The 17,337-nt window shown below is 69.7% G+C and carries 19 protein-coding genes; 8 read left to right on the top strand and 11 right to left on the bottom strand.

Going from position 1 to position 17,337, the window contains the following annotated elements; genetic code table 11:
• Window positions 1-26: 26 nt before the first annotated feature.
• Complete coding sequence (locus JNB50_RS00170; RefSeq protein ID WP_208038098.1) at window positions 27-1,133, bottom strand: epoxide hydrolase family protein; 1,107 nt, start codon at window positions 1,131-1,133, stop codon at window positions 27-29.
• A gap of 141 nt (window positions 1,134-1,274) precedes the next feature.
• On the opposite strand from JNB50_RS00170, the gene JNB50_RS00165 reads away from it, so the two are divergent.
• The 3 genes from JNB50_RS00165 to JNB50_RS00155 all read left to right on the top strand — a co-directional run bounded on the left by JNB50_RS00165 (window position 1,275) and on the right by JNB50_RS00155 (window position 4,035).
• On the top strand, window positions 1,275-2,675 hold the full coding sequence (locus tag JNB50_RS00165; RefSeq protein WP_208038097.1) for an MFS transporter: 1,401 nt from the start codon (window positions 1,275-1,277) through the stop codon (window positions 2,673-2,675).
• On the top strand, window positions 2,672-3,082 hold the full coding sequence (locus JNB50_RS00160; protein ID WP_208038096.1) for a hypothetical protein: 411 nt from the start codon (window positions 2,672-2,674) through the stop codon (window positions 3,080-3,082). The genes JNB50_RS00165 and JNB50_RS00160 overlap by 4 nt, the downstream gene beginning before the upstream one ends.
• Before the next feature lie 173 nt (window positions 3,083-3,255).
• Complete coding sequence (locus JNB50_RS00155; protein ID WP_208038095.1) at window positions 3,256-4,035, top strand: VOC family protein; 780 nt, start codon at window positions 3,256-3,258, stop codon at window positions 4,033-4,035.
• Between the two features lie 81 nt (window positions 4,036-4,116).
• Here the strand turns inward: JNB50_RS00155 and JNB50_RS00150 are convergent, their stop codons facing one another.
• Both JNB50_RS00150 and JNB50_RS00145 read right to left on the bottom strand, forming a co-directional pair.
• The gene (locus tag JNB50_RS00150; RefSeq protein WP_208038094.1) at window positions 4,117-4,362 is read right to left on the bottom strand and encodes a zf-HC2 domain-containing protein; all 246 of its coding nucleotides are present in this window, start codon (window positions 4,360-4,362) and stop codon (window positions 4,117-4,119) included.
• Entirely contained in the window at window positions 4,359-4,967 is a 609-nt protein-coding gene (locus JNB50_RS00145) for a sigma-70 family RNA polymerase sigma factor (protein ID WP_200935271.1), read from the bottom strand. The genes JNB50_RS00150 and JNB50_RS00145 overlap by 4 nt, the downstream gene beginning before the upstream one ends.
• A 160-nt stretch (window positions 4,968-5,127) precedes the next feature.
• Here JNB50_RS00145 and aroA point away from each other — a divergent pair, with 160 nt between their 5' ends.
• The 3 genes from aroA (at window position 5,128) to bcp (ending at window position 8,126) form a co-directional block, all read left to right on the top strand.
• Window positions 5,128-6,492, top strand: coding sequence for a 3-phosphoshikimate 1-carboxyvinyltransferase (gene aroA, locus JNB50_RS00140; RefSeq protein ID WP_208038093.1), 1,365 nt, complete (start codon window positions 5,128-5,130; stop codon window positions 6,490-6,492).
• Complete coding sequence (rsgA, locus tag JNB50_RS00135) at window positions 6,493-7,539, top strand: ribosome small subunit-dependent GTPase A (protein WP_208038092.1); 1,047 nt, start codon at window positions 6,493-6,495, stop codon at window positions 7,537-7,539.
• 113 nt (window positions 7,540-7,652) lie between these two features.
• Window positions 7,653-8,126 (top strand): thioredoxin-dependent thiol peroxidase, encoded by a 474-nt coding sequence (gene bcp / locus JNB50_RS00130; protein WP_208038091.1) that lies wholly within the window; start codon window positions 7,653-7,655, stop codon window positions 8,124-8,126.
• A 74-nt stretch (window positions 8,127-8,200) separates the two neighbouring features.
• On the opposite strand, the gene JNB50_RS00125 is transcribed toward bcp, so the two are convergent.
• On the bottom strand, window positions 8,201-9,649 hold the full coding sequence (locus JNB50_RS00125) for an MFS transporter (protein ID WP_243767844.1): 1,449 nt from the start codon (window positions 9,647-9,649) through the stop codon (window positions 8,201-8,203).
• 113 nt (window positions 9,650-9,762) lie between these two features.
• Between JNB50_RS00125 and JNB50_RS00120 the strand changes: the two genes are divergently transcribed.
• A complete protein-coding gene (locus JNB50_RS00120) occupies window positions 9,763-10,485 on the top strand; it encodes a TetR/AcrR family transcriptional regulator (protein ID WP_208038090.1) in 723 nt (240 codons plus the stop codon).
• Window positions 10,486-10,514: 29 nt separating this feature from the next.
• On the opposite strand, the gene JNB50_RS00115 is transcribed toward JNB50_RS00120, so the two are convergent.
• From JNB50_RS00115 to JNB50_RS00085, 7 genes are all read right to left on the bottom strand, one after another.
• Window positions 10,515-11,279: an ABC transporter ATP-binding protein gene (locus JNB50_RS00115; RefSeq protein ID WP_208038089.1), complete on the bottom strand. Its 765-nt coding sequence runs from the start codon at window positions 11,277-11,279 to the stop codon at window positions 10,515-10,517.
• Window positions 11,276-12,064 (bottom strand): ABC transporter ATP-binding protein, encoded by a 789-nt coding sequence (locus JNB50_RS00110; protein WP_208038088.1) that lies wholly within the window; start codon window positions 12,062-12,064, stop codon window positions 11,276-11,278. The genes JNB50_RS00115 and JNB50_RS00110 overlap by 4 nt, the downstream gene beginning before the upstream one ends.
• The gene (locus tag JNB50_RS00105) at window positions 12,061-12,939 is read right to left on the bottom strand and encodes an ABC transporter permease (RefSeq protein ID WP_208038087.1); all 879 of its coding nucleotides are present in this window, start codon (window positions 12,937-12,939) and stop codon (window positions 12,061-12,063) included. The genes JNB50_RS00110 and JNB50_RS00105 overlap by 4 nt, the downstream gene beginning before the upstream one ends.
• Window positions 12,936-13,898 carry an ABC transporter permease gene (locus JNB50_RS00100; protein WP_208038086.1) on the bottom strand — a complete coding sequence of 321 codons (963 nt, stop codon included), beginning with the start codon at window positions 13,896-13,898 and terminating at the stop codon, window positions 12,936-12,938. Before JNB50_RS00100 ends, JNB50_RS00105 begins: the two co-directional genes overlap by 4 nt.
• 86 nt (window positions 13,899-13,984) lie before the next feature.
• Window positions 13,985-15,484, bottom strand: coding sequence for an ABC transporter substrate-binding protein (locus JNB50_RS00095; RefSeq protein ID WP_243767843.1), 1,500 nt, complete (start codon window positions 15,482-15,484; stop codon window positions 13,985-13,987).
• 46 nt (window positions 15,485-15,530) lie between these two features.
• The gene (locus JNB50_RS00090; protein WP_208038085.1) at window positions 15,531-16,280 is read right to left on the bottom strand and encodes a DUF1684 domain-containing protein; all 750 of its coding nucleotides are present in this window, start codon (window positions 16,278-16,280) and stop codon (window positions 15,531-15,533) included.
• A gap of 36 nt (window positions 16,281-16,316) precedes the next feature.
• Window positions 16,317-16,733, bottom strand: coding sequence for a hypothetical protein (locus JNB50_RS00085; RefSeq protein ID WP_208038084.1), 417 nt, complete (start codon window positions 16,731-16,733; stop codon window positions 16,317-16,319).
• Window positions 16,734-17,027: 294 nt separating this feature from the next.
• On the opposite strand from JNB50_RS00085, the gene JNB50_RS00080 reads away from it, so the two are divergent.
• On the top strand, window positions 17,028-17,276 hold the full coding sequence (locus JNB50_RS00080; RefSeq protein ID WP_018190103.1) for a WhiB family transcriptional regulator: 249 nt from the start codon (window positions 17,028-17,030) through the stop codon (window positions 17,274-17,276).
• The last annotated feature ends 61 nt before the right edge of the window (window positions 17,277-17,337 follow it).

Below are 17,337 nucleotides of genomic sequence, written 5' to 3'. Positions count from 1 at the left end.
TGCGCGGCGAGGCTCGGTCTGACGCGTCAGCCCCTGTCCCGCAGCCGTGCGTGGAACCGCCTGACGGCCTCCGCCGCGAGCTCGGGGTGCTCGAACCCTGCGAAGTGTCCTCCGGCCGGCGCCTGGACGAACTCGCGCAGCCCGGGAGCTGCGCGCTCCGCGAGCGACCGCGGGAACCCGGCGAACCCCGGCTCCCTGCCGAGGTAGACGCCGACCGGTGCGGTGATCGGCGGCCGCGGCGGGTTCTTCTCGTAGTCGTAGTACTGCTGGAACGACGTGCCGATGCTGTCTGTGACCCAGTACAGCGTCGCGATCGTGTACAGGATGCCCGAGTCGAGCACGCGCTCCCAGCCGCCGTGCTCGTGGTCGACCCAGTCGTGCCATTTGTCGGCGATCCACGCCAGCAGTCCGGCGGGCGAGTCCGCCAGCGCAGCGGCGATCGTGTCGGGGCGGGTGAGCATGATCTCGCTGTAGCCGCCGTCGAGCCGGTCGTACGCGTCCAGCGCAGCCAGGTAGTGGCGCTCCGCGTCGCTCTGCGGGCTGTCGTCTGCGGGGAACGGACCACTCAGCAGCTGGAGGCCGACCAGGCTCGACGGGTGGTCGACACCGAGCCAGGTGGAGGCTCCTCCACCGATGTCGCCGCCGAACGTCGCGTAGCGCTCGAACCCGAGCACGCCCGTCATCAGTCCGTGCAGCGACTCCGCGATCGCCCGCCGGGTCAGCGGGGGCTCGAGCGCCTCCGAGAAGACGAAGCCCGGGAGCGACGGGATGACGACGTCGAATTCGTCGCTCAACACCGATGCGAGCGGGAGGTACTCGACGTAGGCGCTCGGCCAGCCGTGCAGCAGAAGCAGCGGCGTGTGCGGCCCGGGGCCGGTTCCGCGCACCCGCGCGAAATGCACGCTGTGGCCGTTGACCTCGGCGGTGTGCTGCTCTACCGTGTTCAGCCGCGCCTCTTCCGCCCGCCAGTCGAACGCCAGCCAGCCGTCGACGAGCGTGTGCAGTTCGTCGCCGCCGAGGCCGCCCTCCCAGCCCGGCCGCGGCGAGCGCAGGTAGCGGGTGCGGGCCAGCCGGTCGCGCAGGTCAGCGAGGACGTCGTCGGGGACGTGGGCACGGAAGTCATCGATGGCCATTCCGCCACCGTAACCGCAGCCCCCGACGGAGCGCATACTCCCTGGCCGGCACAGACCCGCGCCAGGCCATTGCCGCCCACCCCGCGCCCGCAGTACCCTCGCGCTGGATCGACGCCCCGCCGATCGCCTCCGGGAGTTCGCATGTCCGGTCTCAGCACAGATTCCCCGCGGTCCGCCCTGCGCCGCATCATCGCGCCGCTCGCGCTCGCGCAGTTCATCTGCAGCTTCGCCGGCTCGAACATGAACGTCATGATCAACGACATGTCGCGTGACCTGAACACGACGGTCGCGGGCATCCAGCTCAGCATCACCCTGTTCCTGCTGACGATGGCCGCCCTGATGATCCCGATGGGCAAGCTGACCGACAACATCGGACGCAAGCGCAGCTTCGTGATCGGGCTGATCGTCTACGGCGTCGGCGCGCTGATCACGGCGTTCGCACCGGCGCTCTGGGCCGTGATCCTCGGCAACTCGCTGCTGGAGGGCGTCGGGACCGCGATGCTCATCCCGCCGGTGTACATCCCCACCACGATCCACCTGCCAGACATCCCGAGCAGGGCGCTGGCATTCGGGATCATCAGCGGGATGGGCGGCGTCGGAGCCGCAGCGGGTCCTCTGATCGGCGGCCTCATCACGACCGGGATCAGCTGGCGGGCGGCGTTCCTGTTCCAGGCGCTCGTGATCGCGGTGATCCTCGTCCTGAGCCGCACCCTGACCGACCCGGTGCCCGCCGACCCGAAGCGGCCGTTCGACACCGTCGGCGCCATCCTGTCGGCGCTCGGGTTGTTCGTGCTGGTCATGGGCATCCTCGCCGCCGATACGAGCGTCCCGCTCATGCTCGTGCTGGTCGCCGCGGGCGTGGCGATCCTCGTCGGGTTCTTCCTCTGGGTGCGCCGTCGCGAGCGCGCGGGCAAGGCCCCTCTGCTGTCGACGGCGCTGTTCCGCGTGCGCGTCTCGAACCTCGCCCTGGTCACCCAGAACCTGCAGTGGGTGATCCTGATGGGCACGTCGTTCACGGTGTCGGCGTACCTGCAGGTGGTGCGCGGCTACAACGCGATCGAGACCGGCGTGATCTTCACTGCGGCGACGGTCGGATTGCTTCTGACATCGCTGCTGGCCGGGCGGCTCGCCAGGCGGTTCACGCAGAAGAGCCTGATCGTCACGGGATTCGTGCTGTGCGTTCCCGGAGTCGTGCTGCTGATCTGGTTGGCCTCCGGCACGACGGGAGGCTGGCCGTTCGTTCCAGGGCTGTTCCTCATCGGCGCCGGCCTCGGGCTGATGCTGACGCCGTCGGTGAACGTGGTGCAGTCGGCGTTCCCGGAGAGCGTCCAAGGCGAGATCTCCGGGCTGTCACGCTCCGTGTCCAACCTGGGGTCGACCTTCGGCACCGCGATCGCCGGCACCATCCTGGTCGCGAACATCGACGCGGGAGGCGCCGCCTACGGCGTGGCCATGGCGGTCGTCGCGGTGCTCGGCGCGACCGGACTCATCGCCGCCCTGATGCTGCCGCGCACGCCACAGGCACCAGGGAGGACGGCATGAACGACGAGAGACAGACCCGATGGGTCGGCTGGGGCTGGTTCGCGGCCATCCTCATCCTGCTGAGCGGGGCGCTCGAGGTCCTCTTCGGAATCCTGGCGATCCTGCTGCCGGCCAGTCAATACTTCACGACGCGGGAGGGCACGACCGTCTTCTTCGTCTCGCTGTGGGGATGGTGGCACCTGCTGATCGGCCTGGTGCTGATCGCGGCGGGCATCGCGCTCGCGAACGGCCGCACGTGGGCGCGCGTGTTCGCGGTCGTCGCGGTCGCGCTCAACGCGGTGTCGCAGCTGCTCTCCCTGCCCGCACAGCCGTGGTGGTCGATCGTGGTGTTCACGCTCGACATCGTCGTGATCTACGCGATCACCGTCCACGGTCGCGAGCTGCGCGCGTACGACCGAGCTCGTTAGCGCCGCGCTGCGGCTCCGGAACGGGGTGCGGCCCGCTCAGGACGGCGTCGACGGACCCGGTGATCGCGTCCCGGGTCAGGCCAGGAGGCTACGATGCGAGATCGGTCCTGCCGCGAGACAAGGGAGCGGACGGGACTGTCGGCGATCCCCGACGGCGGCGTACCGTGAGCCTCATGACCGTCGTGACCAATCACCGCCTCGGGGAGCCCTGCTGGGTGGACTACGCCGCCTCCGACCTGCCACGTGCGCAGGAGTTCTACACCGCGCTGTTCGGCTGGACGGCGGAGACCGGCGGCGGCGAGTACGGCGGGTACGTGACGTTCCGGCGCGACGGGCATCTCATCGCCGGGCTGGGCGAGGCGATGGAGGGAGCCCAGCCGAACGCGTGGCTCACCTACCTGCTGGTGGAGGACGCGGACGCCGGCGAGAAGGCCGTCGCGAACGCGGGAGGCACGATCCTCTCCCCCACCATGGAAGTGGGCGACCAGGGGCGTCTCGCGGTCGCCGCCGATCCCGGTGGCGCCGTCATCGGCCTCTGGGAGCCCGAGCAGCATCGCGGCTTCGAGCTCGTGGCCGAGGCGGGAGGCCTCACCTGGCACGAGCTCTACGCGCGCGACTACGCGGCCCAGGTGGAGTTCTACACGCGGGTGTTCGGCTGGACGACGACGGTGCTCGGCGACACGGCCGACTTCCGGTACGAGACGTTCGGCGACCCCGACACCCCCAGCGGCGGCGTGTTCGACGCCGACGGCATGCTTCCGCCCGGAGTGCCGTCGCACTGGGTCGTCTACTTCGGCGTGACCAGCGCGGCCGACGCGGCTGCTCGCGTGATCGAGCTGGGCGGCACCGTCGTCCGCGACCCCTGGGACAGCGAGTTCGGCCGGTTCGCGCAGGTCACCGATCCCCTCGGCGGCCTCTTCTTCGTGCATGAGGTGCCCGGCTCCATCGCCTGACCTCGCCCTCGCGACATTCGTCACGAATGTCGCGATTCGTGCCACGAATGTCGGGATTCGTGACGAATCACGGGGAGGGGGTCAGTGCACGGACGCCTGGAACGACCGGATGCGCAGCAGCACCTCGGTGCGCAGCGTTTCGGGCGCCGTCTCTTTGCACGCCCGCTGCACCACTTCGGTGAGCACGACGTTCAGGTGCGCCTCGTCGGAGCAGCCGTCGCAATTGGCGAGGTGCTCCCGAACGTCCGCAGCGTCCTCGTTGCAGAGCTCGTTGCGCAGGTACTCCTCGAGTTCGGCCTTCGCCTTCTCGCAGCCGCAGTCGGTCATTTCGTTCTCCTGGTGGTCTGCACGTCGGGGCTCTGGACCGCCGAGAGCCCGCGCTCGTGCGCGTAGTCGGTCAGAAGCTCCCGCAACATCCGTCGCCCGCGGTGGAGGCGGCTCATGACGGTGCCGATCGGGGTCTTCATGATGTCGGCGATCTCCTGGTAGGAGAACCCCTCGACATCGGCGAGATAGACGGCCAGCCGGAAGTCCTCCGGGATGGCCTGCAGCGCGTCCTTGACGGCGCTGTCGGGCAGGTGGTCGATCGCCTCCGCCTCGGCCGAGCGGCTGGAGGACGCGGTGGTCGACTCCGCGCCTCCGAGCTGCCAGTCCTCGAGTTCGTCGATCGTTCCCTGATACGGCTCGCGCTGCTTCTTGCGATAGGTGTTGATGAACGTGTTCGTGAGGATGCGGTAGAGCCAGGCCTTCAGGTTGGTGCCCTGCTGGAACTGGGCGAACGCGGCGTACGCCTTGACATACGTCTCCTGCACCAGGTCTTGTGCGTCCGCCGGGTTCCTCGTCATGCGGAGGGCGGCTGCGTAGAGCTGGTCCATGAAGGGCAGCGCCTGCTCTTCGAACAGTGCGCCCTTGTCCTCGGTTTCGGTGCTCATCACGGGCCAGTCTAGTTGCGGTCGCCGCTGTGCGATCCGGCGCGGATGCCGGATGGTCGACGGCGCCGTCGCACGGGTGCGCGGTGCGTCGAGGACAGCGGTCGCTCCTGGCACGTGCTGATCCTTCCTTCGGGCTCGATCACGGATAACCTTGACAACAATGCTGATCTCGAAATATTCCGCCCCCGACTTCGACCCCTACGGCGACAACCGCGTCGACGAGCCGAACACGCTGTGGCACGCCCCGGTCGCGGTCGGCCCGCTCACGGCCTCGGTCTCGCTGCCGGGCTCCAAGTCGCTGACCGCGCGCGAGCTCGTGCTCTCGGCTCTCGCCGACGGCCCGTCGCTGCTGCGCGCCCCCCTGCACTCGCGCGACACCGCCAACATGGTGGAGGCGCTGCGCGCGCTCGGCGTCTCGATCGTCGAGAAGCCGGGCGCGAGCGAGTTCGGCGCCGACCTGCTGATCACACCGGCGGACGAGCTGCTCGGCAGCACGACGATCGAGTGCGGCCAAGCCGGAACGGTGATGCGCTTCGTCCCGCCGGTGGCGGGGCTCGCGCTCGGGCCGACGATGTTCGACGCCGACGACTCCGCTCGGGGCCGGCCGATGGGCGCCATCATCGCCGCGCTGCGCGCACTGGGCGTCGACGTGAACGACGACGGCCGCGGCGCCCTCCCGTTCACCGTGCACGGCACCGGCGCTGTCGCCGGAGGCGCCATCGAGGTCGACGCCTCCAGCTCCAGCCAGTTCGTCAGCGCGCTGCTGCTGTCGGCGAGCCGGTTCGAGGAGGGCCTCGATCTGACGCACTCCGGCGAGCGCCTGCCGAGCCTCCCCCACATCGAGATGACCATCGCGGCGCTGGCCGAGCGCGGGGTGACGGTCGAATCGCCCGAGGTCGGCCACTGGATCGTGAGACCCGGCGCCATCGGAGCGCGCGACGTCGACATCGAGCCCGACCTCTCGAACGCAGCCCCGTTCCTGGCGGCGGCCGTCGTCACCGGGGGCACCGTGACCGTCACCGGCTGGCCCGCCTCCACGACGCAGGTGGGCGCCGATCTGGCCGACCTGCTTCCCCTGTTCGGCGCCACCGTGACGCGCGAGGGCGACCGGCTCACCGTCACCGGCCCGGAGCGGATCCGGGCCGTGCAGCTCGACCTGACCACCGGAGGCGAGCTCGCCCCGGCGATCGTGGCGATCGCGGCGCTGGCCGAGGGGCCGAGCGAGATCACCGGGATCGGTCACATCCGCCACCACGAGACCGACCGGCTCGCCGCCTTGGCCGCAGAGCTCAACGGGTTGGGCGGCTCCGTGACCGAGCTGGAGGACGGCCTCCGCATCGAGCCGCGCCCGCTGCACGGCGGCGTCTGGCGCAGCTACGAGGACCACAGGATGGCGACCGCCGGCGCGATCGTCGGCCTCGTCGTGCCCGGCGTCGAGATCGAGAACATCGCGACGACCGCCAAGACGCTGCCGCAGTTCCCCCAGCTGTGGACGCGCATGCTCGACGAGGGCACGGCGGCCTAGATGTCGTGGTGGTCGGATGACGACGACGAGGACGACGAGTACGACCTCTACGACGAGTCGACCATCCGCAGCCGGCCGAACCCCAAAGGCAACCGCCCCCGGTCGAAGCAGCGGCCGGAGCACGCGGGAGCCGAGATCGCGCGCGTGCTCGGGGTGGACCGCGGACGCTACACGGTGCTGCTCGACGAAGACGACGCAGACGAGCGACAGGTGGTGGCGGCGCGCGCCAGCGAGCTGCGCCGGTCGCCGATCGTGACCGGCGACCGGGTCGCGGTGGTCGGCGACACGACGGGCGACGAGGGCACCCTCGCCCGCATCGTGCGCGTCGAACCGCGCACGACGCTGCTGCGGCGCAGCGCGGACGACACCGACGAGGTGGAGCGCGTGATCGTCGCCAACGCCGACCAGATGCTCATCGTGGTGGCGGCGGCCAATCCGGAGCCGCGCACCCGTCTCGTCGACCGCTACCTGGTCGCCGCGTACGACGCCGGCATCGAGCCGATGCTGTGCGTCACCAAGATCGACCTGGCCGACCCCGCACCGTTCCTCCACAACTTCGCCGGCCTCGACCTCCCGGTCTTCACCAGCCGGGAGGACCACATCCCCGTGGCGGAGATCACTGCAGCCCTGATCGGGCACGACACCGTCGTGGTCGGGCATTCCGGCGTGGGCAAGTCCACCCTGGTCAACGCGATCGTGCCGGGCGCCCGACGCGCCACCGGGCACGTCAACGAGGTGACCGGCCGCGGCAGGCACACCTCGTCCTCCACGGTGTCGCTGCGGGTGCAGAGCGGCACGGAGCACGGCTGGGTGATCGACACGCCCGGAGTGCGCTCGTTCGGGCTGGGCCACGTGGATACGGCCAGCATCCTCAAGGCGTTCACCGACCTGGCGGTGATCGCAGAGGACTGCCCGCGCGGCTGCACCCACCTCCCCGACGCGCCGGACTGTGCGATCATCGAGGCCGTCGACGAGGGCCGGCTCGGCGAGACCGGCCGCGCCCGCCTCGACTCGCTGCAGCGCCTGCTCGCCACCTTCGCCTCCTGACCCGGCTCTCCGCGTCCTCGAGGGGCACGTTGTTGTCCCCTTCGCGGCCCGAAGGGGACAACAACGTGCCCCTCGGCGACCGACGTTCGCCGTGCGCGAGGCAGAATGGAGGCATGACTGAGGTTCGACTCGAGGCTGGACAGCCCGCTCCCGCATTCACGCTCGCCGACCAGGACGGCTCCCCCGTCTCGCTCGCCGATTACACAGGCGACAACGTGATCGTGTACTTCTACCCGGCGGCGATGACGCCGGGCTGCACCACCGAGGCGTGCGATTTCCGCGACAACCTCAACTCGCTCGCTTCCAGCGGCTACAAAGTCATCGGCATCTCCAAGGACGCGCCGGCGAAGAACAAGGAGTTCCAGGAGCAGGAGCGCCTCAACTTCCCGCTGCTGTCGGACGAGGACCTCGCCGTCCACAACGCCTACGGCGCCTACGGAGAGAAGAAGCTCTACGGCAAGACGGTCACCGGCGTCATCCGCTCGACCTTCGTGCTGAACCCGGACGGCACTGTGCGCCTCCCCCTCTACAACGTCAAGGCGACCGGCCACGTCGCCTCCCTCCGCAAGAAGCTCGGCCTGGACTGACGCCGCGCTCCGCCTCCGAGACGTGACAGGTCGCAGGAATCGGGTGCCCGGTTCCTGCGATCACTCACGTCTCGTCAGCGGCGGCGGGACCGGGCGATGCCGAAGGCGACGAGGAGGGCCGACGCGGCGGTGAGCAGGGCGCCGGCGATCGTGACAGCGGTGCGGAACTGGTCCGTCTGCTCGATCGTCCAGTGGGAGCTCGTGATGTCGCCGGCGAACAGGGTGGCGAGCACGGTTCCGGCAACGGCGATCCCCAGGGCGGAGGCGACCTCCGACGACGTGTCGGTGAGGGCGGCGCCGATCGTGGTGCGGTCGGCCGGCAGGCCGCCGATGACGTTGACGGCCGCCACGACGCCGTTCACCCGGAGTCCCGCTGCGACCAGCGCGAGCGCGAGCGCCACCCAGACGTAGCCGAATCCGCCGAGCGCCGTGTAGACCGCGAGCCCGGCGACGACGGCGGCGGAGCTGAGCCACGCCGCCCGCACGATCCCGACACGCGTCACGAACGGGTCGACGAACGGCCCCAGCCCGATCAAGACGGCGACCTGCGGCAGCATGCCGAGCGCCGCAAGGGCGGGAGGCCATCCCCAGTCGAGCTGGAGCTGGAGCGTCACGAGGTACCCCATGCCCGCCATCGCCACACCGGTCGCCGCCTTGTAGGCGAGCCCGCTCGACACGAGCGGCCGTGCGACGAGGGCGAGATCGAGCAGCGGATGCCGCGCCGAGCGCTCGCGCAGCACGAACAGCACTGCGCTGACCAGGGCTCCGGCCGTGACGGCCCACGGCGCCCAGGAGCGCGCGCCGGTATTGACGAACAGGGTGGGCGCCACGAGAGCGAGCACGATGGTCGCCGTTCCGAGCAGGCCGCCGACGATGTCCGCGGGTTCCCGGTGCAGGTCAGCCGGGTCGTCCTTCGCGATCCCGAAGCGGATCCCGACGGCCGCGATCACCGCGACAGGGACGTTCACGAGCAGCAGCACTTGCCACGGCGCCACCGCGAGCACCAGCCCGCCGAGCGTCGGGCCGACCGCCAGCCCGACGAGACCGACGGTGGAGATGAGGGTGATCGCCCGCACCTGCAGGCTCTCGGTGTCGAAGAGACGGAACGCCAGCGCGGCGGAGCCCGGCGTCGTCATCCCGGCGGCCACGCCCATCGCCGCGCGCACGGCGATCAGCTCGCCCGCGTCGGTGACCCAGAACGTGGCGAGGCTCGCGAGGCCGAGAAGCGCGAGGCCGATGAGCATGACGCGTCGGCGTCCGAAGCGGTCGGCAACCGCACCGAAGGCGAGCATGAGCCCGCCGAAGACGACGGCGTAGACCCCGGTCACCCACTGCAGCGCGACGGTCGAGGCGTTCAGGCTCCGGCCGATGGTGGGCAGCGCGACGTTGAGGATCGAGTTGTCGAGCATCTCGACGAGGAAGACGGCTGACAGTCCGGCCAAGGCGATCCAGGCCTCGCGGAGCGTCTGCGGCGAACGGCGCGCGGCGACGGGCGACTCGGCCAACCGGGGCTCGGATGACATGGGGACCCTCCTTTTCTGGGCGGACGGCGTTCGATCAAGGCGAACAGTGTTCGCTCAAACGAACACTGTTCTACTACCGAACGCCGTTCGTGTCAAACTGCTAGGCTGACGGCATGACCGAGCGGACGAGCGCACAGGAGCGATGGGCCGAGCGGGTCGCCGCCCTCGAGAGGGCCACGCCCGGCCGCACCCGCAAGGAGCCGCTGAGCGCAGAGCGCATCGTCGATGTCGCGTTCGACATCATCGAGTCGGAGGGCTTCGACGCTCTCACGATGCGGCGCATCGCGGTCGCGCTCGGAACCGGCCCGGCCTCGCTCTACGCGCACGTGCGCAACAAGGCGCAGCTCGACGACCTGCTGATCGGCCGGCTCTGCGCGGCCGTCCCCCTCCCCGACGCGTCAGCGACCGACTGGCGCGCACAGTTCCTCGACGTGTGCCGAGGCCTCCGCGACCAGTACCTCCGCTATCCGGGCATCTCTGCCGCCGCCTTCACCGCGGCACCGCACAGCCTGGAGACCATGCGGATCAGTGAGGGCCTGCTCTCGATCCTGCTCGTCGCCGGGGTCGACGCCGACCGGGCGGCGTGGACGATCGACGCGGCCTTCCTGTACGTGAGCGCATACAGCCTGGAGCACTCCCTGCGCGAGCAGGCGGAGGAGCGCGACGGCGAGCCCGCGCGCGACGCCGGCGAATTGGCCGAGCGGCTGCGGATGCTGCCGCCGACCCTGTTCCCGAACACCGTGGCGCACGCGGACGCGCTGACGTCTGGCTCCGGCCACGAGCGTTTCGACTTCACGCTGGACCTGCTGCTGCGAGGCGCCACCGACGGGAGCTGAGTCTCGTGTGCGACCGCGGTGTACCTTCGCTACGCCGGCAGGCGCGGCACCGACGCCAGCAGGCGCCGGGTGTACGGGTCGGTCGGTGAACCGAGCACGTCGGCTGTGCGTCCCTGTTCGACCACCCAGCCGCCCTGGAGCACCACGGTCTGCTCGCATAGCGAGGCCACGACGCTGAGGTCGTGCGAGACCATCACGATGGTCATCCCCTCGGCCGCAGCGAGCCGACCGAGCAGCTCGATGATCTGGATGCGCGTGGTGACGTCGAGGGCGCTCACCGGTTCGTCGGCCAGGAGCACCCGCGGGCGCGAGACGATCGCGCGGGCGATGGCGATGCGCTGGCGTTGGCCCCCGGAGAACTCGTGCGGGTACCTGTCGGCGGCATCCGCCGGGAGCGCCACAGCGCGCAGTGCCTCCGCCACCCGCTCGCGTGCATCGGCTCCGGAGGCGATCCGGAGCGAGGCGAGCGGTTCGCCGACGATCCTGCCGACGCTCTGCCGGGGGTCGAGCGACGAGTACGGGTCTTGGAAGACGGTTTGCACGCTGCGGCGGAACTCCCGCATCACTGTGCGGTCGCGTCGGTCGAGCGGCGCACCGTCGAACAGGACGGCCCCGGAGGTCGGCGATGCCAGGCCGAGGAGCAGCGAGAGCACCGTGGTCTTTCCCGCGCCGGACTCGCCCACCAGGCCGACGCTGCGACCCGGTTCGACGGCGAGTGCGACCCCGTCGAGGGCGGGGGCTGCGGCGCGCCGGTAGCGGAAGCCCGCGTCGCGGAGTTCGAGGACGGCGGTCACGGCACCTCCAGTGCGGAGTCCAGCTCGCGCGCGCTGCGGACGAGTTCGGCGGTGTAGGGATCGGCCGGGGCGGTGAGGATGCGCTCGATCGTGTTCTCCTCCACGACTCGTCCGCCGCGCAGCACCAGCGCGCGCTCGGTGAGCTTCGACACCACGGCGAGGTCGTGGCTGACGAAGAGCAGCGCCATTCCACGCTCGGCCACGAGCGCGTCGAGGAGCGCGAGGATGTCGGCCTGCACCGTCACGTCGAGCGCGGTGGTCGGCTCGTCGGCGATCAGCAGCTGAGGGCGGCACGCGAGGGCGGCCGCGATGGCGACCCGCTGCCGCTGGCCGCCGGAGATCTCGTGCGGGTACGCGCGTGCGATCCGCTCGGGATCGGGCAGCCGCACCTCCTCGAGGGCGGCGTGGACGGCGTCGCGCAGGGCGGAACCACGCAGGCCGAGGTGTCGGCGCAGGGGTTCCGCGACCTGCGCTCCGAGCCGCATGAGCGGGTCGAGGGCCGTCAGCGGCTCCTGGAAGACTGTGGAGGCCGTGCGCCCGCGCAGTGGGACGAGCACGCGCTCTTTCGCTCCGACGACCTGGACACCGGCCAGCTCCACGCTCCCGCTCGCGCTGAGCCCCTCGGGCAGCAGCCCGGTGATAGCGAACGAAGTAAGCGACTTGCCCGACCCGGACTCGCCGATCAGGCTGAGGCGCTCGCCCGCGTCGAGACGGAACGAGACGCCGTCGACCAGCGCCGATCCGTCACGCGCCGACACCCGCAGCCCCTGGACGTCGAGGATCATCGCGATCTCCTCCTGGTCGGGTCCGCGACGTCGCGCAGGCCGTCGGCCACCAGGTTCACGCCGACGACGAGGACGACCAGCGCGACGCCGGGGGCGATCGCACCGACCGGCGCCACGGCGACGGTGCCCTGCGCCTCTTGGAGAAGTCGCCCCCACGACGCGTTGGGCGGCGGAGCGCCGAGGCCGAGGTACGACAGGCTCGCCTCGGCGAGCACGGCGACGCCGAACTGGAGCGCGAGGTTCACGCCCAGCGTCGGCCAGATGTTCGGGAGGACGTGGCGCCCCACGACTCCGGCCCACGAGGTCCCCGACGTGCGCGCGGCCGTGACGTACTGCTGCGCGAGGACCCGCTTGGCCAGCACTCTGGTGAGCCGCGCGACGACGGCGGACATCGCCAGACCGATCGCGAGGATCGCCGTGCCGAGCGACGCTCCCTGCGCCGCGACGATGAGCATGGCGAGCAGCAGCACGGGGAAGGCGATGATGATGTCGAGCACGGCGGAGATCGTGTCATCGAGCCAGCGGCTGGCGAACGCGGCCAGCAGCCCGATGGTGATGCCGATGATCGCACCGACGACGACAGCGCCGACTCCCACGGCCAGTGCGATCCTGGCACCGATCATCAGCTGAGTCGTCAGATCGCGGCCGAAGCGGTCGGTGCCCAGCCAGTGGGCACCGCCCGGACCCTGCAGACGACCCCCCGACGTGTCGCCCTGCGCATACGGGAGCCACACGAACGAGAGCGCCGCGACGAGCACGACCAGGCCGACGAGTGTCAGCCCCACCCCGAGGGTGACCGACCTCCGCGCACGCCGGGCGGCCCGCTCCCGCGGGTCCGGCGCCGTCTGCGCGGCCTGCTCCACCACGGCGCTCATCGGTTGCCCGAAATGCTCTGCCGCAGACGCGGGTCGATGAGGCGCTGGGCGATGTCGGCGATGAAGCCGACGATGAGAACCAGCAGAGTCGAGACGAAGAGGATGCCCTGGATGTCCGGATAATCGTGCTGCCGGATGGCGGTGAGCAGCATGCTTCCGAGCCCCGGCAGCGTGTAGACGCTCTCGACCACCACAGCGCCGAGGAAGGTGGTGGCGAGCTCGATGCCGAGGATGGAGATGATCGGAACGGCGCCGTTGCGCAGGCCGTGCCTCCACATCGCCCCGCCGAACCCGGACCCGAGGGCGCGCGCGTTGCGGAGGTAGTCGCTGCCGATCACGTCGAGAGTCGCACTGCGGACATACCGTGCGATCGACGCGCTCATCACGATCGCGATGGTGATCACCGGCAGGGCCAGCGATTGCAGCGCGGCAGCGGGATCAGCCCAGTCGTCGCGCGGGAAGCCTCCCGACGGGAACCATCTCAGGTCGATCGCGAAGGCGTCGACGAGCAGGATCCCCACCCAGAAGACCGGCACCGCGATGCCGAGCTGCGAGAACGCGGAGAGCACGAGACCGTACCAGCGATCGGCCTTCCACGCCGCGACGAAGCCGATCGGGAGGGCGAGCACGAGGGCCAGGACGAACGACAGGAGCGTCAGCGGAACGGTCACCGCGAGTCGGGACGCGATCTCGGGCCCGACCGGCAGCGACGTGATGAACGACTGCCCCAGGTTCAGCGTGAGCAGCGACCCGAACCAGTTCGCGAACTGCTCGGGCAGCGGGAGGTTGCTGCCGACCTGCTCCTGTGCCGCCTTGATCTGCTCCGGCGTCGCACTCGCCGACAGCAGCGCGTTGGCCGGGTCGCCCGGGAGCACCCTCAGCAGGAAGAAGAGCACCACCATCGCGAGCAGCAGCGACACCAGGAGGAACGCTGTGCGGCGGAGGAGGTAGGAGGTCATGATCGTTTCAGCGTAGATGCTCGGGGAGGCCGTTTCCGGCCGCCCCGAGCATCAGTGGAGAACGCGGCGGGTCCGCGCTCTGTGGATTACTTCTTGACGATGTCGTACGCGTAGAACTGCGAGTTGAGCCCGTTCACCGGGTAGCCGCTCACCGAGCTGGACGCGACGACGATCTGCGGGTACAGGTACAGCCACGCGCTGGCGGCGTCCTTGGCGATCTGCTCGTTGACCTGCTTGAGCTTCGCGGTCTGCTCGGCCGTGGTGGCCGACTGCTCCGCCTCGTTCACCCAGGTGGTGACCTGCGGGTTGTCGTACCCCCAGTAGAAGTCGGGGTTGCCGTACCAGACCACGTCGCGGTCGTTGACGTGCTCCTGCAGGGTCGCCGTGAAGTCGTGGTTCTTGAACACCTTCGTGTACCACTGGTCGGCCGAGATGGAGTTGATGTTCACCGTGATGCCGACCTTGGCGAGCTCCGTCTTGAGGAACTCGGCGACCGCGGGGTGCGGGTCGTACGTCGGGGTGTCGAGTGTGAACGCGAAGCCGTTCGGGTAGCCGGCGTCCGCCAGCTCCTTCTTGGCGAGCGAGACGTCGTACGGGTTCACCTTCGTGAGGTCCTCGTACCAGGGGTCGCTCGGCGGCACCATCGAGCCGATGAGCGTGCCGTACTTGCCCCAGATCGAGTTCAGCAGCTTCTTGGTGTCGATCGCGGAGTAGACCGCCTTGCGGACCTCGGTCTTGTCGAACGGCGCGACCTTGTCGTTGAAGGCCAGGAGCTCCTTCGTCGTCGAGTGGCCGTTGCTGATGGTGTAGTTCTTGTTGCCCTCGAACTGGGTCAGCGAGTCCGGGCTCTGGATGCTGGTGACGACGTCGACCTGGTTGGTGAGGAGGGCGTTCGAGAGGGCACTGGCGTCGGTGAAGTAGTCGTAGACGACCTCCTTGTTCTTCGCCTTGGTCCCCCAGTAGCCGTTCCAGCGCTCGAGGCTGAGCGAGCTGCCGCGCTTCCAGGTACCCAGCGTGTACGGGCCGGTGCCGTCCTCCGCCGTCTTGTAGTTCGTGGTGCCCGGCCCGTAGATCCACACGTAGCTCAGGTTGTAGGGCAGCGAGATGGAGCGCGACTTCAGCGAGATCACGACGGTCTTGTCGTCCGGGGTCTGGATGCCGGAGATGACGGCGAGCTGCGACTTGCGGGCCGACTGCGAGTCGTTCGCGAGCACGCGCTCGATGCTCGACTTGACGGCGGCGCTGGTGACCGGCTTGCCCGAGTGGAACTTCACGCCGTCGCGGAGGGTGAAGGTGTACGTCAGGCCGTCGGCGCTGGCCGTGTACTTCGTCGCGAGCAGCGGCTCGACCGCGCCGTCGTCGGTGAGCTTGAACATGCCCTCGTAGACGTTGCCGTTGAGCGCCTCGGTGACGCCCTGGCCTCCGCCCGCGGTGTTGTCCAGGTTGACGGGCTCGTAGAGCGAGCCGACGGCGATCGACGCATCGGCACCGGCCGAGGACGACGATGACGCGCCGGAGCAGCCGGCGAGGGTGAGCGCTGCGGCGATGCCGATCGCGAGCGTTGCGAGCAGGGGGGTCTTTCTCAACGGAGTTCTCCTGTGCTGTGGGGAGTGCGAAAGGGAGGGGTGAAGGTCAGTGAGCGGTGCCGTCGCGGAGCACGACGCGCTTCTCGCCCGCGGTCACGGGCACGGCGAAGCGGTTGTTCCGCGGCGGCAACGGACAGTTGTACTGGTCGGAGAAGCCGCACGGAGGCACGAAGGCTCGATTGAAGTCGAGCACAGCGTTCTCGCCGTCGCGGGTCACGAACAGGAAGCGTCCGGACGCGTACGTGCCGTCGGGGCCGTCGGCGCCGTTCGTCGGGTCGCCGAACACGAGCAGGAGAGTGCCGTCGTCGTCGAAGGCGCTCAGCGTGTACTCCACGCCGTCGCGGGCGAAGGTGATGTCGCCCGGCACCACGAGGTCGCGCGTCAGACCGTTGTCGCGGATGTGCTCGAAGGGGATCGTGCGCCCGTCGTCGACCGGAGTGAAGCGCGCCTCGACAACCCAGGACGGGTCGAACGGGAACGCCTCGATCGTCTCGAACGCACGGATCGCGGGTGACTGCGCATCCCACAGGCGGATGCCGCGCTCCGGCTCGCCCGTGTCGAGGTTGCGCCGGGTCAGCTCGGTCGCGGTCACCGTCGCGGGCTGCCCCTCGAGCGCCTGCTCGGCCGTCGTCGTATCGCCGTCCGGCAGCCAGCGGGTCTCGATCAGGGCGAGGTTCCCGGTGGGTGCTGCGACGGACGCGAGCCTCGACGCGCGCCAGTCGGCGTAGCCGGCCTCCGCGGTCTCGATGATGGACGGGGAGGCGAGGGCGGAGGTTTCAGTCACGATACCGTGCATAACAGAGCGAGTCTGCGCCTTGTTCCCATGCGGACGCTATTCGTGTGTCGTCGTGTTTCGCCCGTGGTCGTCTACATCGTCGGGAGCGACCTCCCTGGCCGTCGCGCGGACAACCGACGGCGCGAGGGCGAGGACGAAGGCGACGACGGCAGGGATGAGGAGCGCCCAGCCGACATCGGGCCGCGCGACCAGCCCCTGGAAGCTGCCGACCGCGACCGCGACCATCAGGATCTGGATGGTCACCGTCGACGCCCGCGCCCACGCGTGCAGCCGCAGGATCCCGACGAACGTGACGATCACCCAGGCCGCGCCGATCGCGACGAGCAGCGTGATGGCGATCGCGGTGGTGTACGACTGGGGGGTCAGTGTGAGAAGGTCGTACAGCAGCCAGAGCGCGAGCCCGGTCACCAGCAGCGCCTCGAGCGCGAGGATGACCGCGAGGACGATCAGCATCGGCGGCCTGACCCGCCCGGCGCGCGACGAATCGGGCGATGCGGGGACGGGCGCGGACGGATCGTGCACTATAGCATCCAGACGTTTCGAGTGTGTGTTCACAGCGTTATCCCATACAAAACTATTGATTCGGGTTAACCGCTATGGGAGCATATTCAAGGCCGAGTTAGTGCTCACAGGGTGGTGGGCAGGTCTCATTCCCCATGGATCTGAAGAACCCTGTAACGCGGCTGCTTACCTGCATTCTAGGCCCCTCGGGCCAGGAAACATCCAGCAAACAAGGAGCATATCTTCATGGATTGGCGCGACAAAGCCGCCTGCCTGACCGCGGACCCCGAGCTGTTCTTCCCCGTCGGAAACACCGGACCCGCGGTCGACCAGATCGACAAGGCGAAGGCGGTCTGCGCACGCTGCACCGTGACGGAGATCTGCCTGCAGTACGCCCTCGAGACCGGTCAGGACTCCGGCGTCTGGGGTGGCCTCTCCGAAGACGAGCGCCGCGCGCTCAAGCGTCGCGCCGCCCGCGCGCGTCGCGCCTCCTGAGCCCCTCCAGAGGCTCCCTGCAACACACCGCCGCCGAGGTGGCGCTCCCGAACACCTAGCA

It is taken from the genome of Leifsonia sp. TF02-11 (assembly GCF_017565305.1).
In the GTDB taxonomy this organism is placed as follows: domain Bacteria; phylum Actinomycetota; class Actinomycetes; order Actinomycetales; family Microbacteriaceae; genus Leifsonia.
Note: the sequence above shows the minus strand (reverse complement) of the source record. Positions and strands in the feature narration are given on the sequence as shown.

Coding starts and splice junctions, on each gene's coding strand:
- JNB50_RS00145 (WP_200935271.1), bottom strand. CDS start 4,967: ATGAGCACCGAAACCGAGGACAAGGGCGCACTGTTCGAAGAGCAGGCG.
- bcp (WP_208038091.1), top strand. CDS start 7,653: ATGACTGAGGTTCGACTCGAGGCTGGACAGCCCGCTCCCGCATTCACG.
- JNB50_RS00080 (WP_018190103.1), top strand. CDS start 17,028: ATGGATTGGCGCGACAAAGCCGCCTGCCTGACCGCGGACCCCGAGCTG.
- JNB50_RS00165 (WP_208038097.1), top strand. CDS start 1,275: ATGTCCGGTCTCAGCACAGATTCCCCGCGGTCCGCCCTGCGCCGCATC.
- JNB50_RS00100 (WP_208038086.1), bottom strand. CDS start 13,898: ATGACCTCCTACCTCCTCCGCCGCACAGCGTTCCTCCTGGTGTCGCTG.
- JNB50_RS00155 (WP_208038095.1), top strand. CDS start 3,256: ATGACCGTCGTGACCAATCACCGCCTCGGGGAGCCCTGCTGGGTGGAC.
- aroA (WP_208038093.1), top strand. CDS start 5,128: ATGCTGATCTCGAAATATTCCGCCCCCGACTTCGACCCCTACGGCGAC.
- JNB50_RS00085 (WP_208038084.1), bottom strand. CDS start 16,733: ATGCTGATCGTCCTCGCGGTCATCCTCGCGCTCGAGGCGCTGCTGGTG.
- JNB50_RS00105 (WP_208038087.1), bottom strand. CDS start 12,939: ATGAGCGCCGTGGTGGAGCAGGCCGCGCAGACGGCGCCGGACCCGCGG.
- JNB50_RS00150 (WP_208038094.1), bottom strand. CDS start 4,362: ATGACCGACTGCGGCTGCGAGAAGGCGAAGGCCGAACTCGAGGAGTAC.
- JNB50_RS00160 (WP_208038096.1), top strand. CDS start 2,672: ATGAACGACGAGAGACAGACCCGATGGGTCGGCTGGGGCTGGTTCGCG.
- rsgA (WP_208038092.1), top strand. CDS start 6,493: ATGTCGTGGTGGTCGGATGACGACGACGAGGACGACGAGTACGACCTC.
- JNB50_RS00110 (WP_208038088.1), bottom strand. CDS start 12,064: ATGATCCTCGACGTCCAGGGGCTGCGGGTGTCGGCGCGTGACGGATCG.
- JNB50_RS00120 (WP_208038090.1), top strand. CDS start 9,763: ATGACCGAGCGGACGAGCGCACAGGAGCGATGGGCCGAGCGGGTCGCC.
- JNB50_RS00090 (WP_208038085.1), bottom strand. CDS start 16,280: ATGCACGGTATCGTGACTGAAACCTCCGCCCTCGCCTCCCCGTCCATC.
- JNB50_RS00125 (WP_243767844.1), bottom strand. CDS start 9,649: ATGTCATCCGAGCCCCGGTTGGCCGAGTCGCCCGTCGCCGCGCGCCGT.
- JNB50_RS00170 (WP_208038098.1), bottom strand. CDS start 1,133: ATGGCCATCGATGACTTCCGTGCCCACGTCCCCGACGACGTCCTCGCT.